Source organism: Streptomyces decoyicus (assembly GCF_019880305.1).
GTDB lineage: Bacteria > Actinomycetota > Actinomycetes > Streptomycetales > Streptomycetaceae > Streptomyces > Streptomyces decoyicus.
The window spans coordinates 4933625-4954438 of the sequence record NZ_CP082301.1 but is presented as its reverse complement, the minus strand read 5'-3'; the positions used below and the strand labels follow the sequence as shown (position 1 = coordinate 4954438).

Annotated in this window: 22 protein-coding genes and 3 pseudogenes; 10 read left to right on the top strand and 15 right to left on the bottom strand. The window is 69.1% G+C overall.

Annotated features, from left to right (window positions below; translation table 11 throughout):
* Positions 1-54 precede the first annotated feature (54 nt).
* Both K7C20_RS21885 and K7C20_RS21880 read right to left on the bottom strand, forming a co-directional pair.
* Complete coding sequence (locus K7C20_RS21885; protein WP_030086918.1) at positions 55-1269, bottom strand: cytochrome P450; 1215 nt, start codon at positions 1267-1269, stop codon at positions 55-57.
* A complete protein-coding gene (locus tag K7C20_RS21880) occupies positions 1266-1961 on the bottom strand; it encodes a DUF3159 domain-containing protein (protein ID WP_048830107.1) in 696 nt (231 codons plus the stop codon). Before K7C20_RS21880 ends, K7C20_RS21885 begins: the two co-directional genes overlap by 4 nt.
* Positions 1962-2166: 205 nt before the next feature.
* On the opposite strand from K7C20_RS21880, the gene K7C20_RS21875 reads away from it, so the two are divergent.
* Together K7C20_RS21875 and K7C20_RS21870 are read left to right on the top strand one after the other, a co-directional pair.
* Positions 2167-2895 (top strand): response regulator transcription factor, encoded by a 729-nt coding sequence (locus K7C20_RS21875; protein ID WP_048830106.1) that lies wholly within the window; start codon positions 2167-2169, stop codon positions 2893-2895.
* Entirely contained in the window at positions 2895-4328 is a 1434-nt protein-coding gene (locus tag K7C20_RS21870; RefSeq protein WP_030086913.1) for a sensor histidine kinase, read from the top strand. Before K7C20_RS21875 ends, K7C20_RS21870 begins: the two co-directional genes overlap by 1 nt.
* Before the next feature lie 46 nt (positions 4329-4374).
* Here the strand turns inward: K7C20_RS21870 and K7C20_RS21865 are convergent, their stop codons facing one another.
* Complete coding sequence (locus tag K7C20_RS21865) at positions 4375-4776, bottom strand: hypothetical protein (protein WP_052414367.1); 402 nt, start codon at positions 4774-4776, stop codon at positions 4375-4377.
* A 250-nt stretch (positions 4777-5026) separates the two neighbouring features.
* Here K7C20_RS21865 and K7C20_RS21860 point away from each other — a divergent pair, with 250 nt between their 5' ends.
* Positions 5027-5887 carry a SigB/SigF/SigG family RNA polymerase sigma factor gene (locus K7C20_RS21860; RefSeq protein WP_053209320.1) on the top strand — a complete coding sequence of 287 codons (861 nt, stop codon included), beginning with the start codon at positions 5027-5029 and terminating at the stop codon, positions 5885-5887.
* A 104-nt stretch (positions 5888-5991) separates the two neighbouring features.
* Here the strand turns inward: K7C20_RS21860 and K7C20_RS21855 are convergent, their stop codons facing one another.
* The 4 genes from K7C20_RS21855 to K7C20_RS21840 all read right to left on the bottom strand — a co-directional run bounded on the left by K7C20_RS21855 (position 5992) and on the right by K7C20_RS21840 (position 10034).
* Positions 5992-7254, bottom strand: a complete 1263-nt coding sequence (locus tag K7C20_RS21855) for an aromatic acid exporter family protein (protein ID WP_048830105.1) — start codon at positions 7252-7254, stop codon at positions 5992-5994.
* Positions 7255-7311: 57 nt separating this feature from the next.
* Positions 7312-8034, bottom strand: coding sequence for a restriction endonuclease (locus K7C20_RS21850; RefSeq protein WP_030086904.1), 723 nt, complete (start codon positions 8032-8034; stop codon positions 7312-7314).
* A 93-nt stretch (positions 8035-8127) separates the two neighbouring features.
* Positions 8128-9282 carry a cation diffusion facilitator family transporter gene (locus K7C20_RS21845; protein ID WP_078953216.1) on the bottom strand — a complete coding sequence of 385 codons (1155 nt, stop codon included), beginning with the start codon at positions 9280-9282 and terminating at the stop codon, positions 8128-8130.
* 158 nt (positions 9283-9440) lie between these two features.
* The gene (locus K7C20_RS21840) at positions 9441-10034 is read right to left on the bottom strand and encodes a PP2C family protein-serine/threonine phosphatase (RefSeq protein ID WP_052414366.1); all 594 of its coding nucleotides are present in this window, start codon (positions 10032-10034) and stop codon (positions 9441-9443) included.
* 71 nt (positions 10035-10105) lie between these two features.
* Between K7C20_RS21840 and K7C20_RS38335 the strand changes: the two genes are divergently transcribed.
* Positions 10106-10375 (top strand): hypothetical protein, encoded by a 270-nt coding sequence (locus tag K7C20_RS38335; RefSeq protein WP_245171203.1) that lies wholly within the window; start codon positions 10106-10108, stop codon positions 10373-10375.
* Here the strand turns inward: K7C20_RS38335 and K7C20_RS38330 are convergent.
* Positions 10341-10793 (bottom strand): alpha/beta fold hydrolase, encoded by a 453-nt coding sequence (locus tag K7C20_RS38330; RefSeq protein ID WP_245171205.1) that lies wholly within the window; start codon positions 10791-10793, stop codon positions 10341-10343. The two genes, K7C20_RS38335 and K7C20_RS38330, sit on opposite strands and share 35 nt — an antisense overlap.
* A gap of 618 nt (positions 10794-11411) precedes the next feature.
* On the opposite strand from K7C20_RS38330, the gene K7C20_RS21830 reads away from it, so the two are divergent.
* Positions 11412-11759, top strand: coding sequence for a MerR family transcriptional regulator (locus tag K7C20_RS21830; protein WP_030086896.1), 348 nt, complete (start codon positions 11412-11414; stop codon positions 11757-11759).
* A 152-nt stretch (positions 11760-11911) separates the two neighbouring features.
* On the opposite strand, the gene K7C20_RS21825 is transcribed toward K7C20_RS21830, so the two are convergent.
* The 4 genes from K7C20_RS21825 to K7C20_RS21810 all read right to left on the bottom strand — a co-directional run bounded on the left by K7C20_RS21825 (position 11912) and on the right by K7C20_RS21810 (position 14211).
* Positions 11912-12790, bottom strand: coding sequence for a SigB/SigF/SigG family RNA polymerase sigma factor (locus tag K7C20_RS21825; protein WP_030086894.1), 879 nt, complete (start codon positions 12788-12790; stop codon positions 11912-11914).
* A gap of 375 nt (positions 12791-13165) precedes the next feature.
* A complete protein-coding gene (locus tag K7C20_RS21820; protein ID WP_078953217.1) occupies positions 13166-13339 on the bottom strand; it encodes a CsbD family protein in 174 nt (57 codons plus the stop codon).
* Positions 13340-13440: 101 nt separating this feature from the next.
* On the bottom strand, positions 13441-13800 hold the full coding sequence (locus tag K7C20_RS21815) for a hypothetical protein (RefSeq protein WP_030086893.1): 360 nt from the start codon (positions 13798-13800) through the stop codon (positions 13441-13443).
* A 207-nt stretch (positions 13801-14007) separates the two neighbouring features.
* Complete coding sequence (locus tag K7C20_RS21810) at positions 14008-14211, bottom strand: cold-shock protein (RefSeq protein WP_030086890.1); 204 nt, start codon at positions 14209-14211, stop codon at positions 14008-14010.
* Between the two features lie 673 nt (positions 14212-14884).
* On the opposite strand from K7C20_RS21810, the gene K7C20_RS21805 reads away from it, so the two are divergent.
* Positions 14885-15088 (top strand): cold-shock protein, encoded by a 204-nt coding sequence (locus K7C20_RS21805; RefSeq protein ID WP_030991131.1) that lies wholly within the window; start codon positions 14885-14887, stop codon positions 15086-15088.
* A gap of 318 nt (positions 15089-15406) precedes the next feature.
* Positions 15407-15955, top strand: a complete 549-nt coding sequence (locus K7C20_RS38325; protein ID WP_063753931.1) for a hypothetical protein — start codon at positions 15407-15409, stop codon at positions 15953-15955.
* A 138-nt stretch (positions 15956-16093) separates the two neighbouring features.
* On the opposite strand, the pseudogene K7C20_RS39485 reads toward K7C20_RS38325, so the two are convergent.
* Positions 16094-16279, bottom strand: a pseudogene (locus K7C20_RS39485) (CPCC family cysteine-rich protein); the annotation flags it as partial.
* 216 nt (positions 16280-16495) lie between these two features.
* Here K7C20_RS39485 and K7C20_RS38320 point away from each other — a divergent pair.
* Positions 16496-16630: pseudogene (locus K7C20_RS38320) on the top strand (site-specific integrase); the annotation flags it as partial.
* A gap of 267 nt (positions 16631-16897) precedes the next feature.
* On the opposite strand, the pseudogene K7C20_RS21795 reads toward K7C20_RS38320, so the two are convergent.
* A pseudogene (locus K7C20_RS21795) lies at positions 16898-17421 on the bottom strand (serine/threonine-protein kinase); the annotation flags it as partial.
* A gap of 148 nt (positions 17422-17569) precedes the next feature.
* Positions 17570-17905: a DUF6221 family protein gene (locus K7C20_RS21790; protein ID WP_052414309.1), complete on the bottom strand. Its 336-nt coding sequence runs from the start codon at positions 17903-17905 to the stop codon at positions 17570-17572.
* Positions 17906-19326: 1421 nt separating this feature from the next.
* On the opposite strand from K7C20_RS21790, the gene K7C20_RS21785 reads away from it, so the two are divergent.
* The gene (locus K7C20_RS21785; protein ID WP_030080861.1) at positions 19327-19983 is read left to right on the top strand and encodes a YeeE/YedE family protein; all 657 of its coding nucleotides are present in this window, start codon (positions 19327-19329) and stop codon (positions 19981-19983) included.
* Positions 19983-20399, top strand: coding sequence for a YeeE/YedE thiosulfate transporter family protein (locus K7C20_RS21780; protein WP_053209321.1), 417 nt, complete (start codon positions 19983-19985; stop codon positions 20397-20399). Before K7C20_RS21785 ends, K7C20_RS21780 begins: the two co-directional genes overlap by 1 nt.
* Positions 20400-20814 lie beyond the last annotated feature (415 nt).

Below are 20814 nucleotides of genomic sequence, written 5' to 3'. Positions count from 1 at the left end.
GCCTGCGGATGCGTTGTCGGGTGGCAGCCGTGCCGCCGGTTGTGCGGGCGCCGGCTACCAGGTCACGGGCAGTTCGTGGACGCCGTAGATGAGCATGTCGTCGCGCATCGGCACCTGGTCCGCCGGTACGGCCAGCCGCAGGGTGGGGAACCGGTCGAGAAGGGCGGACAGCGCGGCCTTCATCTCCACCCGGGCCAGTTGCTGGCCGATGCACTGGTGGACGCCGTGCCCGAACGCGAGGTGCGGGCTGTACTTCCTGAGCACGTCCAACTGGTCGGGGTCGCCGGGGAACTGTTCCGCGTCGCGGTTCCCCGACGTCAGGGAGGCGAGCACCGTGGTGCCGGCCTCGATGTGGTGGCCGTCCAGCTCCAGGTCCTCCCGTGCCACGCGCCGCAGGCCGAACTGAATGATCGTCAAGTAGCGGAGAAGCTCCTCGACGGCGTTGTCCCACAGCGAGGCGTCCGCGCGCAGCGCCGCCAGCTGGCCGGGGTTGCCCAACAGGCACATGGTGCCCAGCGCAATCATGTTCGCTGTGGTCTCGTGCCCGGCGAGCAGCAACAGCGCCCCGACACCGGCCATTTCCTCGTCGGTGAGACTGCCTTCCTGCACCAGGCCGCTGAGGATGTCGTCGGTGGGGCGGGCACGCTTGGCGAGGACCAGTTCGTGGATGTGCCGGTTCATCGCCAAGTGGGCCTGCTGGACCTCCTCCTGGCTCGCGTCGAGCCTGAGCATGGTGCTCGAATTCCGCTGGAAGTCCGCACGGTCCTCGTACGGCACGCCGAGCAGCTCGCAGATCACCAGCGAGGGGATGGGCAGGGCGAAGGCCCGGACGAGGTCGACCGGCTGCTCGGCGGACGCCATCGCGTCCAGGTGCTCGGCGACGATCCGCTCCACCGCGGGGGCCAGCTGCCGCATCCGGCGCACCGTGAACTGGCCGGTGAGCAGCCGTCGGATCCGGGTGTGCTCCGGGGCGTCCATCATGAGGAACATCCCCGGCGGAGGCGGCGGCACCGGTGTGCCGGCGGGCAGGGCGGTGGCCCGCGCCGGCCGGCGGTTGGCGCCGAAGCGCGGGTCGGACAGCACCGCCCGTACGTCCGCATGCCGGGTGACCAGCCAGCCGTTCGTACCGTCCGGGAAGGCCACCGGCGCGATCGGGTCCTCGTCGCGCAGCGTCCGGTACTCCCGCGGCGGGTCGAACGGGCAGGTCCGCACCGTCGGCTGGGGCCTGGCGGCGGGCTGGGTCCGGGTGGTGGGCCGGGTGTCGGTCATCGAACGGTCCTTTCCAGAGGGTGTGCAGGGTCGGCGCCGGCAGTGGCGCTTTCACGCAGGGGCGGGCTGCAGCGGTGCGCACCGACGGAGCGCCGGTAGACGCGCCACCCCAACAGCGCGCCGAGCGCGAAGACGAGGGGCCCGAAGACATCGACCGAGCCGAGGGCGACGGCCTGGCCGGACAGGAACAGCGGGAGCTGGACGGCCAGCATCAGGACGTTTCCGGTGAAGAGGACCAGGCTGCCCTTGGCGAAGGCCCGGCGGCGCACCGCGCAGCGCCGCCAGCCGGTCCGCTCCCCCGTGAGCAGCCCCACCATCAGCCCCAACGGCGGCCATCCGAGGAGGATCAGCACCGGCGCCACCACGGCCATCACGCAGTGCAGCAGCAGGTGCGGGAGGAAGAAGGTGGTGGCCTGTCCGGTGCGTGCGGCCAGCGCGCCCTGGACGCAGACGAGGCCGAGGACTCCGAGTGCGCGCCATACGGGCTCCCCGCGGATCAGGCGGTAGACGAAGACGCCGGCGCCGGCGGCGAAGGCGAGCGTGAGGGCGACTCCGAGGCGATGGGTGAGGGCGAAGGTCAGGGTGAATCCGAAAACGGGCGCGATGTCGACCACGGCGCCGCGCAGCCGGTTCTGCACGGCGCTCCGGACGGCGTCCGCACCGCCGGCTTCGTGAGGTGCGGCAGGGTCCACGGGATCTCCAGGCTTCTCGACGGACGATGCTCGGGCCGATGTCGTGGTTCAAGAGAAACCGGCCCCGCTGACCCGTCCCGGTCGACAACCTGACCGTTTCCTGACCGCCTCCGCACGGCCCCGGGGAACGAACGCCGCCCGGGGGAACTGGTGCCCGGGGCGGCTCGTTGTCGTCGCAGACTCCATGACGTGATTGGTGCCTGCCATGCCCTGCGCCCCGCCGACGAGTGACGCACCGTTGCCCCGGGGGAAGGGGCAACGGCTGCTGGTCGTGGACGACGACCCGCGGATGACGGAGCTGCTGGAGACCACCCTGAGCCTCGCGGGGTACACGGTGGCGACCGCGGGGTCCGGCGCCGGGGCCCTGCGCGCGTACGAGGCACGGCTCCCGGATCTGCTGGTCCTGGACGTCATGCTGCCCGACCTGGACGGCTTCACCGTGTGCCGGCGGCTGGTGGAGAACGGGGCCCGGCTGCCGGTGCTGTTCCTGACGGCACGCGATTCCGTCGAGGACCGGGTGACGGGCTTCGCCATGGGCGCGGACGACTACCTCACCAAGCCCTTCAGCCTGCCCGAGCTGCTGGCCAGGGTGCACGCCTTGTTGCGGCGGGCCGGCCGGTCCGCGGAAGCCGGCCCGGTGCTGCGGTTCGCCGATCTGACCGTGGACGAGCGCAGCAGGCGGGTGCGGCGCGGGGACCGGCTGATCGCGCTGTCGCCGACCGAGTACAAACTGCTGCGTTATCTGCTCGTCAACGCCGACCACGTGATGTCGAAAGAACAGATCATGGACCACGTGTGGCAGCACCACTTCGGAGAGGGCGTCGTCGAGAAGCTGGTGTCCCGGCTCCGGGCGAAGGTGGACGCACAGGACCCCGCCCTGATCCACACGATGCGCGGTTTCGGCTACAGCCTGCGGCTCTCCGGAGACGGGTGATGGCCGGCGCCTGGCGCGGCTCGTTGCGGGCCCGGCTGATGGTGGGGGTCGTCCTGCTGGCGGCCGGGGGCATGGTGGCCGTCAACGCGGTGTCGCTGATCGGGCTGCGCCTCAACCTCGTCGATGTCGCCGATGCCACTCTCGCCAGGGCCCGCGACACCGTTCAGGACCGGGTACGCCACCGGACCGCCCCGGTCGACGAGGCCGGCCTCAACACCCTCATTCCCGACGGCGTCTACATCGGGCTGGTCGACGACCACGGCCGGGTGGTCGCCCAGACCCCGGGCCGGAACCTCAACGGGAAGCCCCGGTCCCGTCCCGACCTGCCGGCCCCGGTCCCGGACGGATTCGCCGCGCACACCCTCACCGTCTCGGCCCGGGGAGCGCCCGTACCGCGCTACCGCGCCCTGAGCTTCCCCATCGGCCGGCCCGCCACGGTCCGCCGCGCGCCGGGCACCGCGCCCCAGCCGTTCAGCAGGGTCGTGGTCGCCAAGAGTCTCCAGCCGGCCGAGGACGTCGTGTACTGGCTGATCGGCGCCGATGCCGCCGCCACCCTGGGCGCGCTCGGCGGCATCGTGATCCTCAGCCGCGGCGTCCTGCGCGTGGGCCTGCGGCCGTTGCGGGACATGGCCGCCACCGCGACAGCGATCGCCGACGGCGACGTCGACCAGCGCATCGAGGTCGCCCGGCCCTGCTCCGAGGTGGGAGAGGTCGGCACCGCCCTCAACCGGGCCTTCGACGAACGGCAGCGGTCCGAGGAACAGCTCCGGCAGTTCGTGGCCAACGCCTCGCACGAGCTGCGCACACCACTGACCACGATCCGGGGCTGGGCCCAACTGCATCTGCACGGTCTGGCCCAGGATCCCGAGCTGATCGAGCGGGCGATGCAACGCATCGAGGGCGAGGCCGCCCGCATGCACGCCACGGTCGAGGAGCTGCTGCTGCTCGCCCGCCTCGACCTGGGCCGCCCGCTGGCCGGCGAACCGGTCGATCTCGGCACGATCGCCGACGAGGCCGTCACCGACGCCCGCGTCCGCGCCCCCGGCAGAGGGGTCACCGTCGAGGTGCACGGCGAAGTCTTCGCCCGCGGCGACGAGGGCCGGCTCCGGCAGGTGCTGCAGAACCTCCTCAGCAACGCCCTGCGCCACACCCCGCCCGGCACACCGATATCCGTGGCGGCGCGCCCCCTGCCCGGCGGGACGGTGGAGCTGACGGTCGCCGACCGAGGCCCCGGCATGGCTCCCGACATCGCGGACCGCATCTTCGAACGCTTCTACCGCGGCGACGAGTCCCGCGATCCGGCCGCCGGCGGCGCGGGCCTCGGCCTGAGCATCGTCCAGTCGATCGCCGAAGCCCACGCCGGCACGGTGACCGTACGCACCGCGCCGGGCGAGGGCAGCACCTTCACCGTCACGCTGCCCGCGGCGCGTTGAACGGCCCAGGGGGCCTCGCGCATCGAACGGCCGGACACCGGCCCCCTCAGGGCGCGGCTGCCGCCGCGTCCCACCGGTGCGGCCGGGCCCCGTCGGTTCTCCGCCCGGCCTCCGACTCGAGTCCCACGAGGACGAGCTTGGAGAGCAGCAGCACCGCTTCCCACTCTTCCTGGACCAGCGCCGGGCAGCTCTCCCGTACTTGAGGCGGAAGGGCGCTCCCGTCGGCGTGCAGGAGGACGTCCGGCAGCCCGACGTCGTAGTCCGCCGGACGAAGGCCCAGGCTCCGGCCCGTACGGCCCTCCTCACCGCCGACCGTGACCAGCCCGGCACGACAGCGCCCGCCCAGCGTCTTCGCGGCCAGTTCACGCAAGGCCGCACGCACCTCGCCGCCGAGGTCCTCCTCGGGAGCATGGCGGTCCCCTCCGAGGCGCAGCAGAGCCTCCCGCACACGTCTCCGCGGTCCCACCTCGGCCCCCCTTGTCTCCTCTTGCACGCCGACGCCCTTGCTCCCCACCAGCCGGACCGAACCCCCACCCCCGGGACCATTCCGGATCCACCGGATCCACGTGCATGTACCGAACAGCCCGGGGCATCCGCACTTCGAACGGGGCACGGCACAAGTACGGATGGGAGCAGACGTGGTCGTCAACAGCACAACGGCAACAAGGATCGGGCACGAAAGCGGGACGAGGGCTGAGGTGCCCCTCGCTCCGGCTCCGGCCCCGGCTCCGGCTCCGGCCCCGGCCCCGGCCCCGGCGGAGGCTCTCCCCCTGATCGAGTCTCCCGAGACGCTCGCTCCGCGCGACGCCCGGGAGATGACCCGCCTGTTCTTCGAGCGGCTCGAAACTCTGGAAGAGGGCACGCACGAGTACCAGTACGCGCGCAACACCCTCATCGAGATGAACCTCTCGCTCGTGCGCTACGCCGCCCGCCGGTTCCGCAACCGCGGCGACGACATGGACGACATCATGCAGGTCGGCACGATCGGCCTGATCAAGGCCATCGACCGCTACGAGCTTTCCCGTGAGGTCGAGTTCACCACTCTCGCCATCCCCTACATCACGGGCGAGATGAAGCGGTTCTTCCGCGACACCACCTGGGACGTGCGCGTTCCGCGCCGTCTCCAGGAACTGCGCGTCGACCTCGCCCGCGCCAACGAGCATCTCGCCAACGAACTCGGCCGTGACCCCAAGGTCTGCGAACTCGCCGCGCATCTGGACATCACCGCGGAAGAGGTCGTCGAGGGCCAGGTCGCCGCCAACGGCTACAACGCCTCCTCCATCGACGCGCCCCTCAACGACGACGGCAACGACGCACCGCTCGCCGACCTGCTGGGCGAATGCGATCAGGACATGGAACTCTTCGAGGACCTCCACGCCCTGGCGCCCCTCCTGGACCAGCTCGAAGAGCGCGACCGGCAGATCCTGGAGCTGCGCTTCGGCCAGGAGATGACGCAGTCCCAGATCGGCGAAGCCCTGGGCATCTCCCAGATGCACGTCTCCCGCCTTCTCACCCGCTGCCTGGCCCAGCTGCGCGACGGTATGGCCGTCACCAGCTGATCCGCTCTTCGCCCGACGGGCGTCTGCGCCGCGGCGCAGGCGCCCGTCCGTTTTTCCTGGCCCGTCAGTACTGTTCCTCGCCCGCCGGTCCTGCTGCTGGCCCGTCAGTCCTGCTCCTCGCAGCCCCGTTCCTGTCCTTGGCCTGCTTGGCCTCCTTGGCCTCCTTGCTCTCCTTGGTCGACGTAGCGCTGGAGCACGTCGCAGGTGTGCTGGAACTCCTCCATGAGCCGGGTGGACTCGACGACCAGGACCCCGTACGGGAGGGCCGGGTCGGCGAGCGGCAGTGCGGCCTGTGCCGCCTCCTCGGTCACCTGGCGGCAGTGTTGCTGAGCGGTGTCCGCCAGCCGGCACAGCTGCTGCGCCTGGTCGTGGAGGTCGTCCTCGTCGAGCGTGCTGAGGACTTGTGTGATGTCGGAGATGGCTTCCAGGAAGTCGGCGTAGCGTTCGAGGAAGGACCGGTAGGGGCGGCTCTCCTCCTCCTGCCACTTGTCGATGCTCCGGGTCAGCGACGCCATCTGGTACAGCGCGCGTTCCAGCGCATCCAGCACCGCGCCGTACCCCTCGAAGGTGGTGCGCCCCTGGTTGCGGCGAAGGAGCCGCCGGGGGTTGTAGTAGAGGCTCTCCCTGGCGGTGCGCAGTCCGGACCTGGCCTGCGAGATCAGCTCTTCGGTCTGTCCGGCCCGGGTCCGCCAGTGGCTGCTGCGCTCCTCGTCGAGTTCGCCCTCGCGCAGCACCGGATACATGTCACTGACCAGGTCGCACAGGGCGTGGGCGAGGGTGCGGATGCTGTGCTCGGCACTGCGGTAGCGCATGGGGGGCACCACCGCGACGTTCACGATGACGCCTACGCCGCAGCCGATGAGGACCAGCAGGATGATCTGGCCGAGCTGGGTGACCTTCGCCAGGTCCGAGGTGGCGGAGATGTAGGTCGAGAAGGCGAAGAACGCCGCGGTGACGACCTGGGAGCCCTGCGCACCGAGTGCCGGCCACCGCCCGATGACCAGCGCGACCAGTGCCACCAGGACGAACGCCGGCAGGCCGGGCCCGACCAGAAACCCCAGGGCGGCCTGCACCGCGACGCCGGTCACCACGGCCCCCACATAGCGCAGCGACTGCAACAGCGACTGGTAGACGGTCACCTGCATGATCAGCACGGCGGAGAACGGCGCGAACGCCGGCGACTGCGCCTGGAGCAGGTAGTACGAGATCACCCAGGACACCGTGGCGGCCAGCGTGCTCTTGCCGATCAAGAGCAGGGTGTCGCGCTCATGGCCCGCCGAGCCCCCTGCCCGCCGCCACCACTGGCCCGCCCGGTGGGCCCGCCCCTGCTGTGCGGGCCGCTCCCGCCGCTCCTCACCCTCGGCCATACACCCGCTTCTCCCTTCCTGCCCGACCGCACCGTTCCTCGATTCGTCGCCCGTGTATCACTGTTCCCACGGTGCCGGTCCGGTACCGGCCGCCCAGTCGCAAAGGGCCGGGTGGTCGAAGCACAAGATGCCGCACCGGTCGGCGTACTCCACCGCCGGATCGGTGAAGTCACTGGTGGTGACGACGGCCGCGACCTCCGCTTCGTGCACGGCGAAGCAGGTGCCGCCGAAGCGCTGTAGTTCCTGCGAGCCGACCTTGTTGGTCTCGCCGTAGCGCTTGCACTGCAGGACGACAGTGCGGCCGTCCGGGGCCACGGCCACCACATCCGCGCCGAGGTCGTTCGCCCCGCCGACCACCCGGACGTCCTGGCAGCCGTCGCGCTCGCACAGCCGGGCCACCGCATCCTCGAACGCGTCGGCATCCATGGCGGCGAAGTCGTCGGCGTCCATGGCGGCGACGTCGTCCGCCCCCGCGTCCGGCTCGGGAAGGCATTCCACGGCACCGGCCTCGGGTGCCACCGGATCCGGACCGCCAAGAGCGGTGCGGGCGGCGCGCCTTCGCGGTCCCCAGCGCAGGAACGCCACGACCGCCGCCAGCACCACCACGCCGACGATGACGGAAGAGACCGGGTGGGCGCTCGCCCCCTCCACGGCCTTCTTCAGGGTCAGGCCGACTCCGACGACACCGATCACGACCACGCCGAACGAGGCCGAAAGCTTCCGCAGGCTGAACGTCTTCCGGGTGGTCGGGGGGCCTGACCGGCGTATGGGGGTCACCATGACTGTGCTGAGTCTCCAGAGGTCGACGAAGATCGTTTGAACCGTGTGCCCCCAACTCGCCGACTCATCGCTCCGCCCGGAGCAATGCCCGTGCTACACGGCGTCCGTCTGGCGACGCTCCTCGACCACGTCGTCCAGGTCCTTGCGGGCGCGACGGGCCCGCACCCGGTCGGCGACGGACGCATCCGTGACGTCGAGGAACAGCTGGTCCAGCTCCGGCCACCGCTCGCACAGCTCCTGCTTGGTCCGCACCAGCGCCTCTTCGACCTCTTCGCTGTCGAGACCCGCCACCAGGTCGACGCGGGCCGCGAGCATCACGGAGTCCGGCCCGAGCCGCATGGTCATGGCGGCGGTGACGGCATCGACCTCCGGCCGGCCGTCCAGGAAATCGCGGATCTCCTGCTGCATCTCCGGCGCCGCCGCCTCGCCGATCAGCTGCGCACGGGCGCTCTTGCCGAGGATGTACGCGACGTAGACCAGCAGCGCACCGATCAGCAGCGAGGCCCACGCCTCGTAGGCGCCGTCCCCGGTGGCCATATGGAGTGCCATGCCGAGGATGGCGAGCAGCACTCCCAGACATGCCGTGCTGTCCTCGGCCAGGACCGTGCGCAGCGTCGGGTCGTCGTTGACCTTGATCTCGTGGAGCGTGCCGCGGTGGTGGACCTTCGCCTGTGCGCGCACCTGGGAAAGCGCCCGCAACAGCGACGTGCCCTCGGCCAGCAACGCCACGACGAGCACGACCAGGCCGATGACATAGCCGCTGAGCGACTCCGACTCCTCGGACCGGAACGCCTCGATGCCCTGGAGGAACGAGAAGCAGCCGCCCGTCACGAAGATGCCCACGGCGGCGAGCAGGGACCAGAAGAACCGCTCCTTGCCGTAGCCGAAGGGATGGAGCGGGTCCGCCGGGCGCTCACTGCGTCTGAGGGAGGCCAGCAGGAACACTTCGTTGAGGCTGTCGGCCACCGAGTGCGCGGCTTCGGACAGCAGAGCCGGCGAACCGGCGATCGCGCCCCCGACGGCCTTGGCCACCGCAATCCCGAGGTTCGCCCCGAGCGCGACCCACACCGTCTTGCGGGTCTCCCCGTCCTGCTTGCCCGTTCCCTGCTTGCCGGGCCCCTGCTTGCCCGTTCCCTGCTGCTTGCCCGACTCCTGCTCGTCGAGTTCCCGCTTGCCGGACTCCGCGTTGCCGGGCTCCTGCGCGCCGTACGGGAGACCGGCGGCATTCCGCGCCTGATCAGCACTCATCTCAGACCTGCTCCGTTCCCGCCGGGGCGTCATGCGCATGACCGAAAGACACTGAAGGGGCCGCACTCCGCCGCCCTCAGCGCGGGTGCCCCGCACGGTGGCTCCCACTCCTCGGCCACGCGCGGGCCGAGCCGGCGGTCAGCGGCGGTGCACGACCTTCATCCCGTCTCTCCGGTCGGACCGGCGGGTACGCCGAGCGCGAGGACCGCGGTGTCGTCGTCCAGGCCGTCGCCGAAGCTGTCCAGGAGCTCCCTGACGGCGGTGACGACCGTCTCCGCACCGGCGGGGGCCAGCTCTGTGGCGAAGACATGCAGGGCGTCGTCGCCGTAACGGGCATCGGGACCGGCGGTCCGGGCCTCGGTCAGCCCGTCCGTGTAGAGCGGCAGCGTGTCGCCGGGGGCGAGCACGGCGGTGGCCGTGGTGAAGCGGGCGTTCGGCACGACACCCACGAGCAGTCCGCCCGGGGTGGGCACATAGGCGGCCGTTCCGTCGGCGCGCAGGTGCAGCGCGGAGGGGTGGCCGCCGCCGGCGAGGGTCACGGTGAAGCCGTCGCCCGCGGCGCGCGGCGTGAGGACGCCGAAGATGAGGGTGCAGTAGCGCGGGTCGTCCCGGCCGTAGGCCTCGTGCAGGGCGGTGTTGAGGGTGCGGACCACGGTGACCGGGTCGGGATCGTGGATGGCGGCGGCCAGCGGGGCGAAGCGGGTCTCGTGATAGAGCCGTCCGCCGACGGTCAGCAGATCGGCGAAGGACATCCGGCCGACCAACTGCTCGCGCGAGTAGCCCAGCCACGTCAGCAGGGTGGCAGTGCCCGGTGGCGTCGAGGATGACGCGCGTGCTGTGCGGTATGGACGCCTGGACGTACGCGCCGACCTCGGGGGGTGCGATCGCGTCGTGGGCGCTCCCCAGGACCAGCGTGGGGGCGGTGACCTTCGGGAGGTCGGCGCGGTTGTCGGACAAGAACGTGGCGCGGGCGAAAACCCGGGCGATCCGCGGGTCGGTGGCGCAGAAGCTGTTCGTCAGCTCCTCGCCGAGTTCGGGACGTTCCGGGTTCCCCATGATCACCGGCGCCATCGACGCCGACCAGCCGAGATAGTTGCTGTCCAGCGACTCCAGCAGCTCCTCGATGTCCGCACGGCTGAAGCCGCCCCGGTAGGTGTCGTCGTCGACGTAGCAGGGGGAGGGGGTGAGCAGCACCAGCCTGGCGAAGAGGTCGGCTCACGGTTCGCGGCCAGGACTCCGATCATCGCGCTCACCGAATGCCCGACGAAGACCACCTCCCGCAGGTCCAGCTCGCGGCAGATCTCCCGTACGTCGTCCGCGTAGCCCTCCAGGGACGAGTACCGCTCCTCCCGCCAGGCCGAGAGGTCCGAGCGGCCCGAACCCACATGGTCGAACAGCACGACCCGGAAGTGCTCGGCGAGGACCGGAGCCACCAGACGCCACATGTTCTGATCGCAGCCGAACCCGTGCGACAGCATGACCACCGGTCCGTCCGCGGGCCCGAGCTCCACGATGTGGTTCCTGCTGCGAACGGTGCTGACGCCCCTCGTTCCGCGCTCCTTCATCCTGGTGTGCTGTTGTTGCGCCGACTACGGCGGACGGTCGCGGGCGCTGCAGCCCGGCACCGCTCCGGCCGGTGGACGGATGGAGATTACATGGGCCCGGGGAAAAGATAAATCTGTTGCGGCTGTAGTAGACATTGAACTTCGGCATGGCTAGAATTACTGACGTAACAACGAAGTCAGGAAGCTGCGGCAGAGGCGAACTACCGCAGCAGGTTACGGCGCGAAAGCGGAGCCCAGGGGCCGGGATGAACAGAGGGTCCCTGGACTGGCTGCCGCGCCGGGCGGCCCCCCAGGCCGCCGTGCAAGATCAGTTGAAGAGAAGGGAGAGGAGCAACCGCCATCAGGATCGCCCGGACCGTGAAGTAGCCGGTTCGGGTACCGCAGACCCCGGATTGGCAGGTGGTCCCCGGTCACGCATCCGCGATCCCCGCATGTCCGCCCTCCCAGGCGATCGTGCGGAAAGAAGAAACCGGCGCAGTCAACCGGTTAGATGGTGTTGATCCGCTCGGGTCCCTGGTGCCGCACGGCACCAGGGACCCTCGACGTGCGTGAAGAAAAGGTGCAATGACTTCCAAATACCCAGCGAGCCTCGCCAACAGCCTTGATGATGACGACTACCCCGCCTACACCATGGGCCGCGCCGCCGAGATGGTCGGCACCACCCCGGCATTCCTCCGGGCGCTGGGCGAAGCGCGTCTGATCACCCCACTGCGCTCCGAGGGCGGCCACCGCCGCTACTCCCGTTACCAACTACGCCTGGCGTCCCGGGTCCGCGAACTCGTCGACGGCGGCACGCCCATCGACGCCGCCTGCCGCATCGTCATCCTGGAAGACCAGCTCGAAGAGGCCCAGCGCATCAACGAGGAGCTTCGCCAGGCCGCCGATCCGGCCACGCCCAACGAGGCCTCCTGAGACCGGACGCACGAGAGTTCCAGGCCATGGCCGGCCTCGACGGGGCGACAGCGCGGTTGCGGCGGGCCCGCACCCACCGCGCTGCCACCCACTTCAGGCACCCCGGCCACTCCGGCCTGCGTTCGCGCACATGCACGACCGGACGGGCGGCCTCAGCCCTCCGCCAGCAGCCCTTCCCGCAGCGTGCGGCAGGCACGGGACAGGAGGCGTGAGACGTGCATCTGGGACAGACCGAGCTCGGCGCCGATCTCGGACTGTGTCCTCTCCGCCCCGAAACGGAGTTCGATGATGCGACGGTCCCGGTCGTCGAGCTGCGCCAGAAGCGGCTTGAGGGCATGGAGGTTCTCGGCGAGAGCCAGCGCGGGGTCCTCGTCGCCGATCAGGTCGGCAATCAGTCCGCCGCTCTGCCTGCCGCCACCGGCGTCGACCGGGCGGTCCAGGGAATCGGCGTGGTAGCCGTTGCCGGCGACAAGCCCCTCGATGACCTCGTCCTCGCCCAGGCGCAGATGCGCGGCGAGGTCGGCCACGCTCGGCTCGTGATTGCCCGCGGCTGCCAGCTCTTCGCGGGCGCGGGCCATGTTGACCCGTAGTTCCTGGAGGCGGCGCGGCACGTGCACGGACCACGTGGTGTCGCGGAAGAAGCGCTTGATCTCGCCGACGATGTAGGGGACGGCGAAGGTGGTGAACTCGTTCTCGAGGGAGATGTCGAAGCGGTCGATGGCCTTGATCAGGCCGATCGTGCCGACCTGCACGATGTCGTCCATCTCCTGGGCGCTGCTGCGGAAGCGGCTCGCGGCGTAGCGCACCAGCGACAGGTTCATCTCGATGAGCGTGTTGCGCGCGTACTGGTGGTCGGCGGTGCCTTCCTCCAACTGTCCCAGCCGCTCGAAGAACAGCTTCGAGAGCCGGCGCGCGTCCTTGGGTGTGACGCGGTGCGCCTCCTCGATCGAGGGCAAGTCCCCTGCCGGCGGGGCGTCCTGGGCCGCCGTCCGGCTCGTAGCCCTCAGATCCTGCGCTGCTGCCGTCGTCATGTCCTGCCCCTCCCTTGCTCATGCCGCCCACGGGCGGCGCATGCGTGCCCACTCCGTCCCACGGGCCCCGCCTCGTCGACACAGGGAACCAACGGCCCCGGGATCCGAAGCAGTGATGCCGAAGAGCAGATTACCTCTCACAAGCCGGAAATTAAATCTACTCTCGACACTACAGACATGGGGCTCTGACGCACCGGGCTTCCGGCGCCGGTCGTGGAGTGAGCAGATGCCGGACTCAGCACGTCCGCAGCGCGTCCGCCGTACCCGACGCAGCGCCGCACACGACGCGGCGGTGGCCCGGAGGGTTGTCCTCCGGGCCACCGCCTCACTCTCTGAACGCAGGGCTACCTCTGTCGGCAGGGCTGCGTGCCGCCGTCACCGGTGGAAAGCGTCCTTGCCCTTCGCCGCGGCCTGGCGCATATCGCCCTTGGCTCGCTCGGGGCGGCCTTCGGCGGTCATCCGCTCGTTGCCCACGGCACGGCCCACGGTTTCCTTGGCGGCGCCCTTGACCTGCTCGGTCTTGGCAGCCTTCTTGTCGGTGGCGGTCATGGTCGCACTCCTCAAGGGATCGGCGTGTTTCCCTGACGCAAGATCGCGTGCCCTTCGGGACACCACCCACACACCCGGGAACAATCGCCCGCCGCCGCTCGTCAGCCGGTGGGTGCGCCTTCCAGGGTGACGTAATACGCCCCCACTTCGGTCAGATAGGCGGGGTCGGTGGTCTGACTGTCGACGGCGAACCGGGGCGCGCCCTTGATCTCGTCCTTGGCACGGCCCACGGTCACCCTCTTCGATTCCCGGTCGATCTGCGTCACGGCTCCGGCCGGAATCAGCACGCTCTTGCCGAAGACCCATACGCCGGTGTCGACGACCAGGTGCTGCCTGCCGGGCTGGTCCACCTGCCGGTCCACGGTTCCGATCGTTCCGTCGGAGGCTTGCACCGTGAACCCCGTCAAGGGCTCCGGGCCCTGGTAGCCACTGTCCTCCGGGTAGGCCCAGATGTAGTCCACGACGTGTCACTCCTCTATCGCATGTGCCATGGCGGGGGCTCGACGCAAGCGCGTCATGGAGCCCCGGCCGCACCGCCCGTGTACCCAGGTAACAGTCAGGTCACGCCCCGCCGCCGGCATGACCTGCTGCGTACCGACCGGGCGGCATCGGGCCGGCGCGTACGCGCTTCGGGCAGCACACCGGAAGAAGGGCCGGGCGCTCAGAGATCAGGCGAGATGAATGTTCTCCGCGTACGGGCCTTTGGGGCTCTGCGCGAGATCGAAATGCACCTGCTGACCCGCTTGCAGCGCAAGAAGTTCGGGTACGGCAATGTGCGAGTAGTGGGCGTACACATCGGCGCCCCCCTGCGCCCCTTCGATGAATCCGAAGCCCTTTGCCGCGCTGAACCACTTCACAATTCCGGTAGCCATTTCGCCCTCTCCTCACGAGGTAGTGGCCGGGGCCCACCGTGTGCGGGCCCGGCGTCGCCGCGATGATCACCTGGCCCGGAGAAACACCGAAGAATGGAAAAACATCCCGGCGAACCGGAAAGTCAGGGGAGCCCTTTTCGGCTGTGCAGGATAAGGCGGCAGCCGATCTCAGACCGTAGCACGGGGCGGACAGTCGGGCGTCAAATGCGATACCCCTCCCCGCTCCGGCCCATAAACTCTCCGCACACACTGCACTAATTCCTGTGCCGAACACGGAACATATTCTTCTTCCGGCGGCGGGCGGGACTCCCGGCAGACAGCGCCCGCCGTGACGGGCGGGAACCGCCCGACGGCTGGTCAGGGGGTCGGCCCGGACAGACCGGAGGGCACCGGCGGACAATATCTGGTTCCGCGACAGCAGAAATAGAGGGCGCGGCATGGGCATTTTTTTGCGACTCAAAGCGCCGGTGAGAATGTTCGTGCACGGTCGGCCGGGCCGTGCTACCGTCGATCTCAGTTGCAGTTGTGGTTCCCAAAGACTTCAAGTGCCCTCGCCGACATGCACGGCGGGAGCGCTTTTGCATTTCCGGGGTATTTCCGGACGGGCAATCATCGCGGCGACGCGGGGTCCGCACAGTGCGGTCCCCGGGCACTGCCCCGAAGGAGATATGACATGGCTACTGGCACCGTGAAGTGGTTCAACGCGGAAAAGGGCTTCGGCTTCATCGAGCAGGACGGCGGCGGCGCTGACGTCTTCGCCCACTACTCGAACATCAACGCCCAGGGCTTCCGCGAGCTCCAGGAAGGCCAGAAGGTGAGCTTCGACGTCACGCAGGGCCAGAAGGGCCCGCAGGCCGAGAACATCGTTCCCGCCTGACGCTGACGCGTACACCGTAGCTGGGGCCCGCACCTTTGGTGCGGGCCCCAGCTCGTTGTCTTCCGGCACCCCGGCCCGCTGCCCTCAGCACCCCGGCCCGCTGCTTCGGACACCTCAACTCGCCGTCTCCAGACACCTCAACTCGCCGTCTCCGGACCCCTCGCGCACGCCTCACGGCACATCAGCCCCCTTCAATGGAAAGGGGCGCCGACAGATCACTGCTCAGCGGCAGTCCCGAGGTCTCGCCGAACACCCCCCACGAAGGGATGCGCGCACCTACCATCCGTAGGTGACGGTCCGTTCACTGAGGGGGGACAGATGGGCTCGTTGTCGGAGCCGTCCGGCGGGCATCCGGACGATGACGCCGGTGTACTGGTTCGGGACATCGTCCGCGATGTCGTGGCCGCCACCGCACCGGACGAAATGGTGCTGCTCGAAGGGCTGTTGCGGTCCGACGACGACAACGTGGTAGCCCGCCTGTCGGGCCGCCGCCGCTCGCGCGAGCCGCTCGGGTTCGGCCTGCACGAGGTCACCGCTCTGGTCACCCCGGTGGTGTGGCTCGTGCTGGACGAGGCGGCACGGAAAGTCGTCGGCGCCGCCGTCGCCGGCGCGGCCACCCGGTCGAGGACACTGCTGCGCAGGATCTCGCGCAGGCCCGCGGCCCCCACGGTCATGCCTCCCCTGACCCCGGACCAGTTGGAGTCGGTACGCCTGCGGGTTCTGGAGCTGGGCACGGAGAGCGGACTGGAGCCGGATACGGTCACCGCACTCGCCGAACGGGTGGTGGCGAGGCTGGTGCTGCGACCACAGGACCAGCTCACGAGCGGGGGCACCGCCGGGGAGGAACCCGGGGCCCCCGAGGCCTAGAGGAACCCGGGGCCCCCGAGGCCTAGGGGGTGTCTCCCGCGACCTTCTGCTGCGGAGACTCGCAGACACCCGTGCTCGCGCACGATGGTCGATGTCACCCACGATGTCAGCCACGTCGCCCTCGTAGCTTGAACAACGCTCGTCGCACGCCCCGCGGGCACGGAAGCGAACTCGGGCTTCCGCGAGACCGACCGCGTTCGGCCCACCGATGACTACCCCGGCGTTCCGATCGTCTTGGCCGTCATCCTCCCAGCCGCACACCTCGCATATCTCCCACCCGCTGCGGTGGCCAAGGGTGCGAGGGAAGCAGCAGGCGCAGGCCACTGTGCCGGCCTCGGGTACGCCGTGAGGGTTGACGAAGGGGAAGCACGCAGCCGGCCTGGCCACTACAGAAGGCAACTACAACCTCTTGAGGAGCGAGGCAGGTGGGGTCTGGTAGTTGAGCTGGGCGATTGTGCTTTCAGTCCAGGAGAGCCCGTAGCTCTGCACGTGGCCACTGTTCCCCGTCCTCCCCCTGGGTCTGGCAGGGCCAGGCGCGGCCCTCGCGCGCTGATGGAGATCCTCGGCCACAGCCAGATCAGCATGACCACGGATGTCTGTACGCACGTGGCCCAGGACACACAGCGGGAAGCGATCAGCCACCTGGACCGGCTCCTGAAACGGCGGCACGACCGGAACTGGTCTCGCCCGACCGCCCCGTTGATGTCACCCATAGATGGCAGAAGCCCCAGGCCACTCCCGGCCCGGGGCTTCGTCCCTGTTCCCGCTCAGAGCCCCCTGTCGGATTCGAACCGACGACCTTCGCTTTACCAGTGGGGTCGAATCCATGATCGAGGGTGTTCGCTCGTGCCGGGTGGTGCTGTCCTCGCAGGTCAGCACCACCCGGCCTGATGGTGGGCCCTGCTTTCGATGCCTCATGTTCTGCCGTCCGCTCACGCATGACGCGAGGTAGAGGCTGGTTCCGACGATGTGCCCGGTGGCGGTGAGCGCGGCGCCCGGGTCGTCGAGGAAGCGGGCGATGCCGAAGTCGCCGATCTTCAGGATGCCGTCGGCGTCCAGCAGGAGGTTGGCCGGCTTGATGTCCCGATGTACAACGCCCTGCCGGTGCGCGGCGGCCAGCCCGTCGGCGGCCTGTGCTGCGATATGGGCCACCCGCTCGGCGGGCAGCGGTCCGGATTGGGTGAGCACCCGGGCGAGGCTGTCCCCCTCGACGAGCTCCATGACCAGGAACAGGCGGCCTTCGTGCTCGCCGAAGTCCAGGACGCCGACCACGTTCGGGTGGCCGAGACGGCCGGGGTCTGCGCCTCCAGTCGGAAGCGGGAGGACGCCGTGGAGTCGGAGTCGTGGGGGAGCAGGAGTTTCATGGCAACCGGTCTGCCGAGCGTCTCGTCGAAGGCCCGCCAGACCTCCCCCATCGCGCCCCGTCCGATGGCATCCCGAAGCCGGTACCGGCCCGCTATAAACACTTGTTCTTCACCCTCATACCCAAAGACGTCTTGATCGCCATCGGCCATCACTCGCCGCGGGAGGCGCGAATCAAGATGGGGGTGCCGCAGAGGCCCCGGGGCGACTGATAGGCCGCCCCCTGACAAGCCGACTGTCAGCAGCTCCCTTTCATCGTGGACGCCACTCCTGCTGGTAGTGAGGATGTCGCGCATACGGCTGCGCGAGCAGTGCCAGGGCGTGGCTCAACGCAGCGGCCTGGCCCTCCAGCCGGGCGGCATCGACGAGGTCATCCGTCTGCACCGGAATACCTTCCGCCGTCATTTCCGCGACCCGCCGTGTGGCACCGGCGGCCAGGATGGTTGCCCTCTCGCAGGCGTCCACGACGGCCTGCCTGGAATTCACTTCGGCGACGACCGACTGCCAGTTCTGCATCCGAAGCGCCATCGCGCTCTGGCGTTCTTCGGTGCAGCGGGCCCGCAGAAAGTGGATGAGGTCATCGATCAAGGCAGTCCTTCGGGGCAGGAAGGGGCGCTGTTCGGGACGGCCCCCTTAAGTCAGCGCGCGGAGGCGGGAACGTGTCACATCAGGGCATTAGGTACCACAGCACCCCATCGACACCGCACCAGCATTCGCGCATGAGTGAGGTAGTCCTCTGGTCCGGGAGTGGTCAGCCCAGGTACAGCACGCCTAAGGCGTCGCAAGGAGTCTGAAGTGCACATAGGCGACTGATTACCTCATGCCGGGTGTTTCACCCAATCGACGAGCCGACCCCACCAGCCACCCCTCGATCGGTTTGATGAACCCTCTGAGCGCCGAGGGGCCCGTGCGTGTCGCGGCGAGTCACCCTGCCGGGCCGGCGCCGATTCCGATCGAGTCGGCGCCTTCGCCGCGCGCGCACCCCTGCGTTCCGCAGACTCGCACGTGCACCGCTGAGCCGTCGGCACATCCATGAGCACTTGGTCTACATGCCTCCCGCAGCCCTCATAGGTCATCTTCCGGCACGACCGACAGACAGCACGCTGGCACACGACTCTTCTCCATTAGCTCTTCATTTGAGATCCATGATATTCACGCCACCATCACAAGAAACTCCAGCACTTTCACCCTATCCACAAGCAGCCAGCTCATATCGGCATGGCCGCGACTATGGGGTCGAATGGTGGTCCAAGCGACCTTATTGTCGGTTATGAATATCCGGACATGAGGGGCAGGCGCTGCATATCCGTCGCGTGGAGTATCTCACCAAGTAGCGCCAAGTGGTCTGATTGAAAAAATACCCTGAATTTGCTCGGGGCATCGAAACAGTGATTGCATCCCGCACGGTCGCGGAATGGAGGCGCAGAGCTTTATTTTCGCTGCCCGTCACCGCGTTGCCCTGCAGATCGCCGACCGGGCGCGGAGAGGGCAAGAATCGAGAACGGCAACCGCTCTTCCCAAACGGGTGGTGTGCGCCGATCAGGAAGGAGCAACGTGAGTTGCTCACACGCCGTAGGATGCCCCCTTTTCCCCCTGCTTAGGGCGAGCTTGCAAGGTTGGCGCGAATACTACTGCGACAGCGACGATCGGTGGCTCGACTGTGCGCGCTACCAGATGTCACTCACCGGCGAGCGCGTGCCGATCAGCTTGCTGCCCAGCGGAGCCCGCGCGCGACACCTCGAAGACGTCACCGAGGCGGACCGGTCCGGAGCCGTCAACCAGCCAGCGCCCGCCCGCCCCTATGAGCAGTCAGGACCTGGAACCGTGACACCGGGGGCCACAGCCCACTTCGGGGCGACATCTCCGCCAGCACCTGTCTGGCATCACCAACCGTCACCGCCCCACCAGATTCCCCAGCCTTCCAACAGCCTCGGTCGACGAGCGCGGCAAGCTCCCAGCTCGAAGCGCGGCTGGCTGGCTCGGTTTGCCGATTGGATGAGAGGACCCGCATGAGTACCTACTGGCCCTGGTGGGCGGGCGCTATCGGGCTCGCTCTGGTCACCATCAACCACACCGTCATCACCGATCGGTCTCTCGGGGTGTCGTCCGCATGGGATCGCGTGGTGCACTGGCGCCGCGAACGCCACCTCGAGCAGATGGACGAGGAGTTCACCGACGATCAAGCTCTCGCCGAGGCGCTCGCCGCAGCTACAGCGGAGCACTTCGGTACCGGCACCGGCGCGTCCACCATGACGCAGGCTCCGTACGAGGAATCGCAACCGCTCGAAGCAGACATCGAAGCGGCGGCGGAAGACAGCCCCGCAGTCACAAACCGGCGCCCGGCCCCGCTGGTAACCCAGGCCGCCCTGCTGATATCAGTCTTCCTCGGCGGGCTCATCGCCGCGGTCACCTCCGGGCGGTTCCACCTCCGCTACGACATGGGTCCGGGTTTTCGGGACCTGGTCACCGCCAATCCGACCGCCATGATCGCCGTGCTGTTCGTAGGAGGCGTGCTGGTCGGCTTTGGCACTCGGCTGGCCGGTGGGTGCAGCTCCGGCCACGGACTTAGCGGCTGCGGCCGTCTGCGCCCGGTCAGCCTCGTCGCGACCGCTGTGTTCTTCGGTACCGCCGTCGTGGTGTCGTTCCTCCTGTGGAAGGTGATCTGATGCGTACCCGGGGCGCGATTCTGCTGGCCAGCATCATCACAGGACTGGCCCTCGGCTATACCGTCACCAACATCGGCTTCGGCGATTACGCGGAGCTGAACCGCATGTTCACCTTCCAGGACCTGCGCATGTTGCTCTCCTTCGCCGGCGCTGTGGTGATCGTCGTGTGCGCGTTCGCTCTGCTGCGGGTCCGCCGCACCCCAGGGCGGATCCACGCCGGCGTGATCCCCGGCGCGGTGTTGTTCGGTACGGGCTGGGCGATCTCAGGTGGGTGCCCTGCAATCCCGATCATCCAGATCGCCAGCGGATACCTGCCTGCCCTGGTCAGCATCATCGGCGTCATCGTCGGTATGCGGCTGTGCCGCTGGGCCAACGGCCGATACTTCCACCTCGACCGCGGCTCGTGCGGGCTGTAACCAAGGACGCCCACCCACACGAGCCGTGGAGGCAGGGGCTCTCGCTTTGACGATCCCCTCGACGTCCTGAGGCACCCCATGCGCACCTGCACGAGGGGGGCCGGCGCGGGCGGGGATTCCAGAGGGGAGCAGCGCCGCCCGCGCCGGGCGGCGGATCCGCAGGCACGGGGGGAACCGTCGGATCCGCATGGGCCGATGACCAGTCGGCTACTTCTACTGCGTCACCGGTCAATTCCTCGTTACACCCGCACGGCCAGGTACCTGGAAAAGCGCATATGTGCTCGTGTATCGGGCGTATCGCACGGCCGAGTAACGTGACGGCACCCTGCGACGCAGAACGGCATGCGGGCGCGCATGGTCGTCCCCGTATGCGATCTCGGTCAGGGTGACCCCTGTGGGGGGTGGCCACCCTGGC

Excerpts from the sequence above, each read along its gene's own strand:
- K7C20_RS38325 (WP_063753931.1), top strand. The coding sequence starts at position 15,407 with ATGGGCTCGTTGTCGGAGCCGTCCGGCGGGCATCCGGACGATGACGCC.
- K7C20_RS21780 (WP_053209321.1), top strand. The coding sequence starts at position 19,983 with ATGCGTACCCGGGGCGCGATTCTGCTGGCCAGCATCATCACAGGACTG.
- K7C20_RS21840 (WP_052414366.1), bottom strand. The coding sequence starts at position 10,034 with ATGTCCTTCGCCGATCTGCTGACCGTCGGCGGACGGCTCTATCACGAG.
- K7C20_RS38335 (WP_245171203.1), top strand. The coding sequence starts at position 10,106 with ATGACGCGCGTGCTGTGCGGTATGGACGCCTGGACGTACGCGCCGACC.
- K7C20_RS21885 (WP_030086918.1), bottom strand. The coding sequence starts at position 1,269 with ATGACCGACACCCGGCCCACCACCCGGACCCAGCCCGCCGCCAGGCCC.
- K7C20_RS21850 (WP_030086904.1), bottom strand. The coding sequence starts at position 8,034 with ATGGTGACCCCCATACGCCGGTCAGGCCCCCCGACCACCCGGAAGACG.
- K7C20_RS21855 (WP_048830105.1), bottom strand. The coding sequence starts at position 7,254 with ATGGCCGAGGGTGAGGAGCGGCGGGAGCGGCCCGCACAGCAGGGGCGG.
- K7C20_RS21785 (WP_030080861.1), top strand. The coding sequence starts at position 19,327 with ATGAGTACCTACTGGCCCTGGTGGGCGGGCGCTATCGGGCTCGCTCTG.
- K7C20_RS21825 (WP_030086894.1), bottom strand. The coding sequence starts at position 12,790 with ATGACGACGGCAGCAGCGCAGGATCTGAGGGCTACGAGCCGGACGGCG.
- K7C20_RS21830 (WP_030086896.1), top strand. The coding sequence starts at position 11,412 with ATGACTTCCAAATACCCAGCGAGCCTCGCCAACAGCCTTGATGATGAC.
- K7C20_RS21845 (WP_078953216.1), bottom strand. The coding sequence starts at position 9,282 with ATGAGTGCTGATCAGGCGCGGAATGCCGCCGGTCTCCCGTACGGCGCG.
- K7C20_RS21875 (WP_048830106.1), top strand. The coding sequence starts at position 2,167 with ATGCCCTGCGCCCCGCCGACGAGTGACGCACCGTTGCCCCGGGGGAAG.
- K7C20_RS21805 (WP_030991131.1), top strand. The coding sequence starts at position 14,885 with ATGGCTACTGGCACCGTGAAGTGGTTCAACGCGGAAAAGGGCTTCGGC.
- K7C20_RS21810 (WP_030086890.1), bottom strand. The coding sequence starts at position 14,211 with ATGGCTACCGGAATTGTGAAGTGGTTCAGCGCGGCAAAGGGCTTCGGA.
- K7C20_RS21820 (WP_078953217.1), bottom strand. The coding sequence starts at position 13,339 with ATGACCGCCACCGACAAGAAGGCTGCCAAGACCGAGCAGGTCAAGGGC.
- K7C20_RS21870 (WP_030086913.1), top strand. The coding sequence starts at position 2,895 with ATGGCCGGCGCCTGGCGCGGCTCGTTGCGGGCCCGGCTGATGGTGGGG.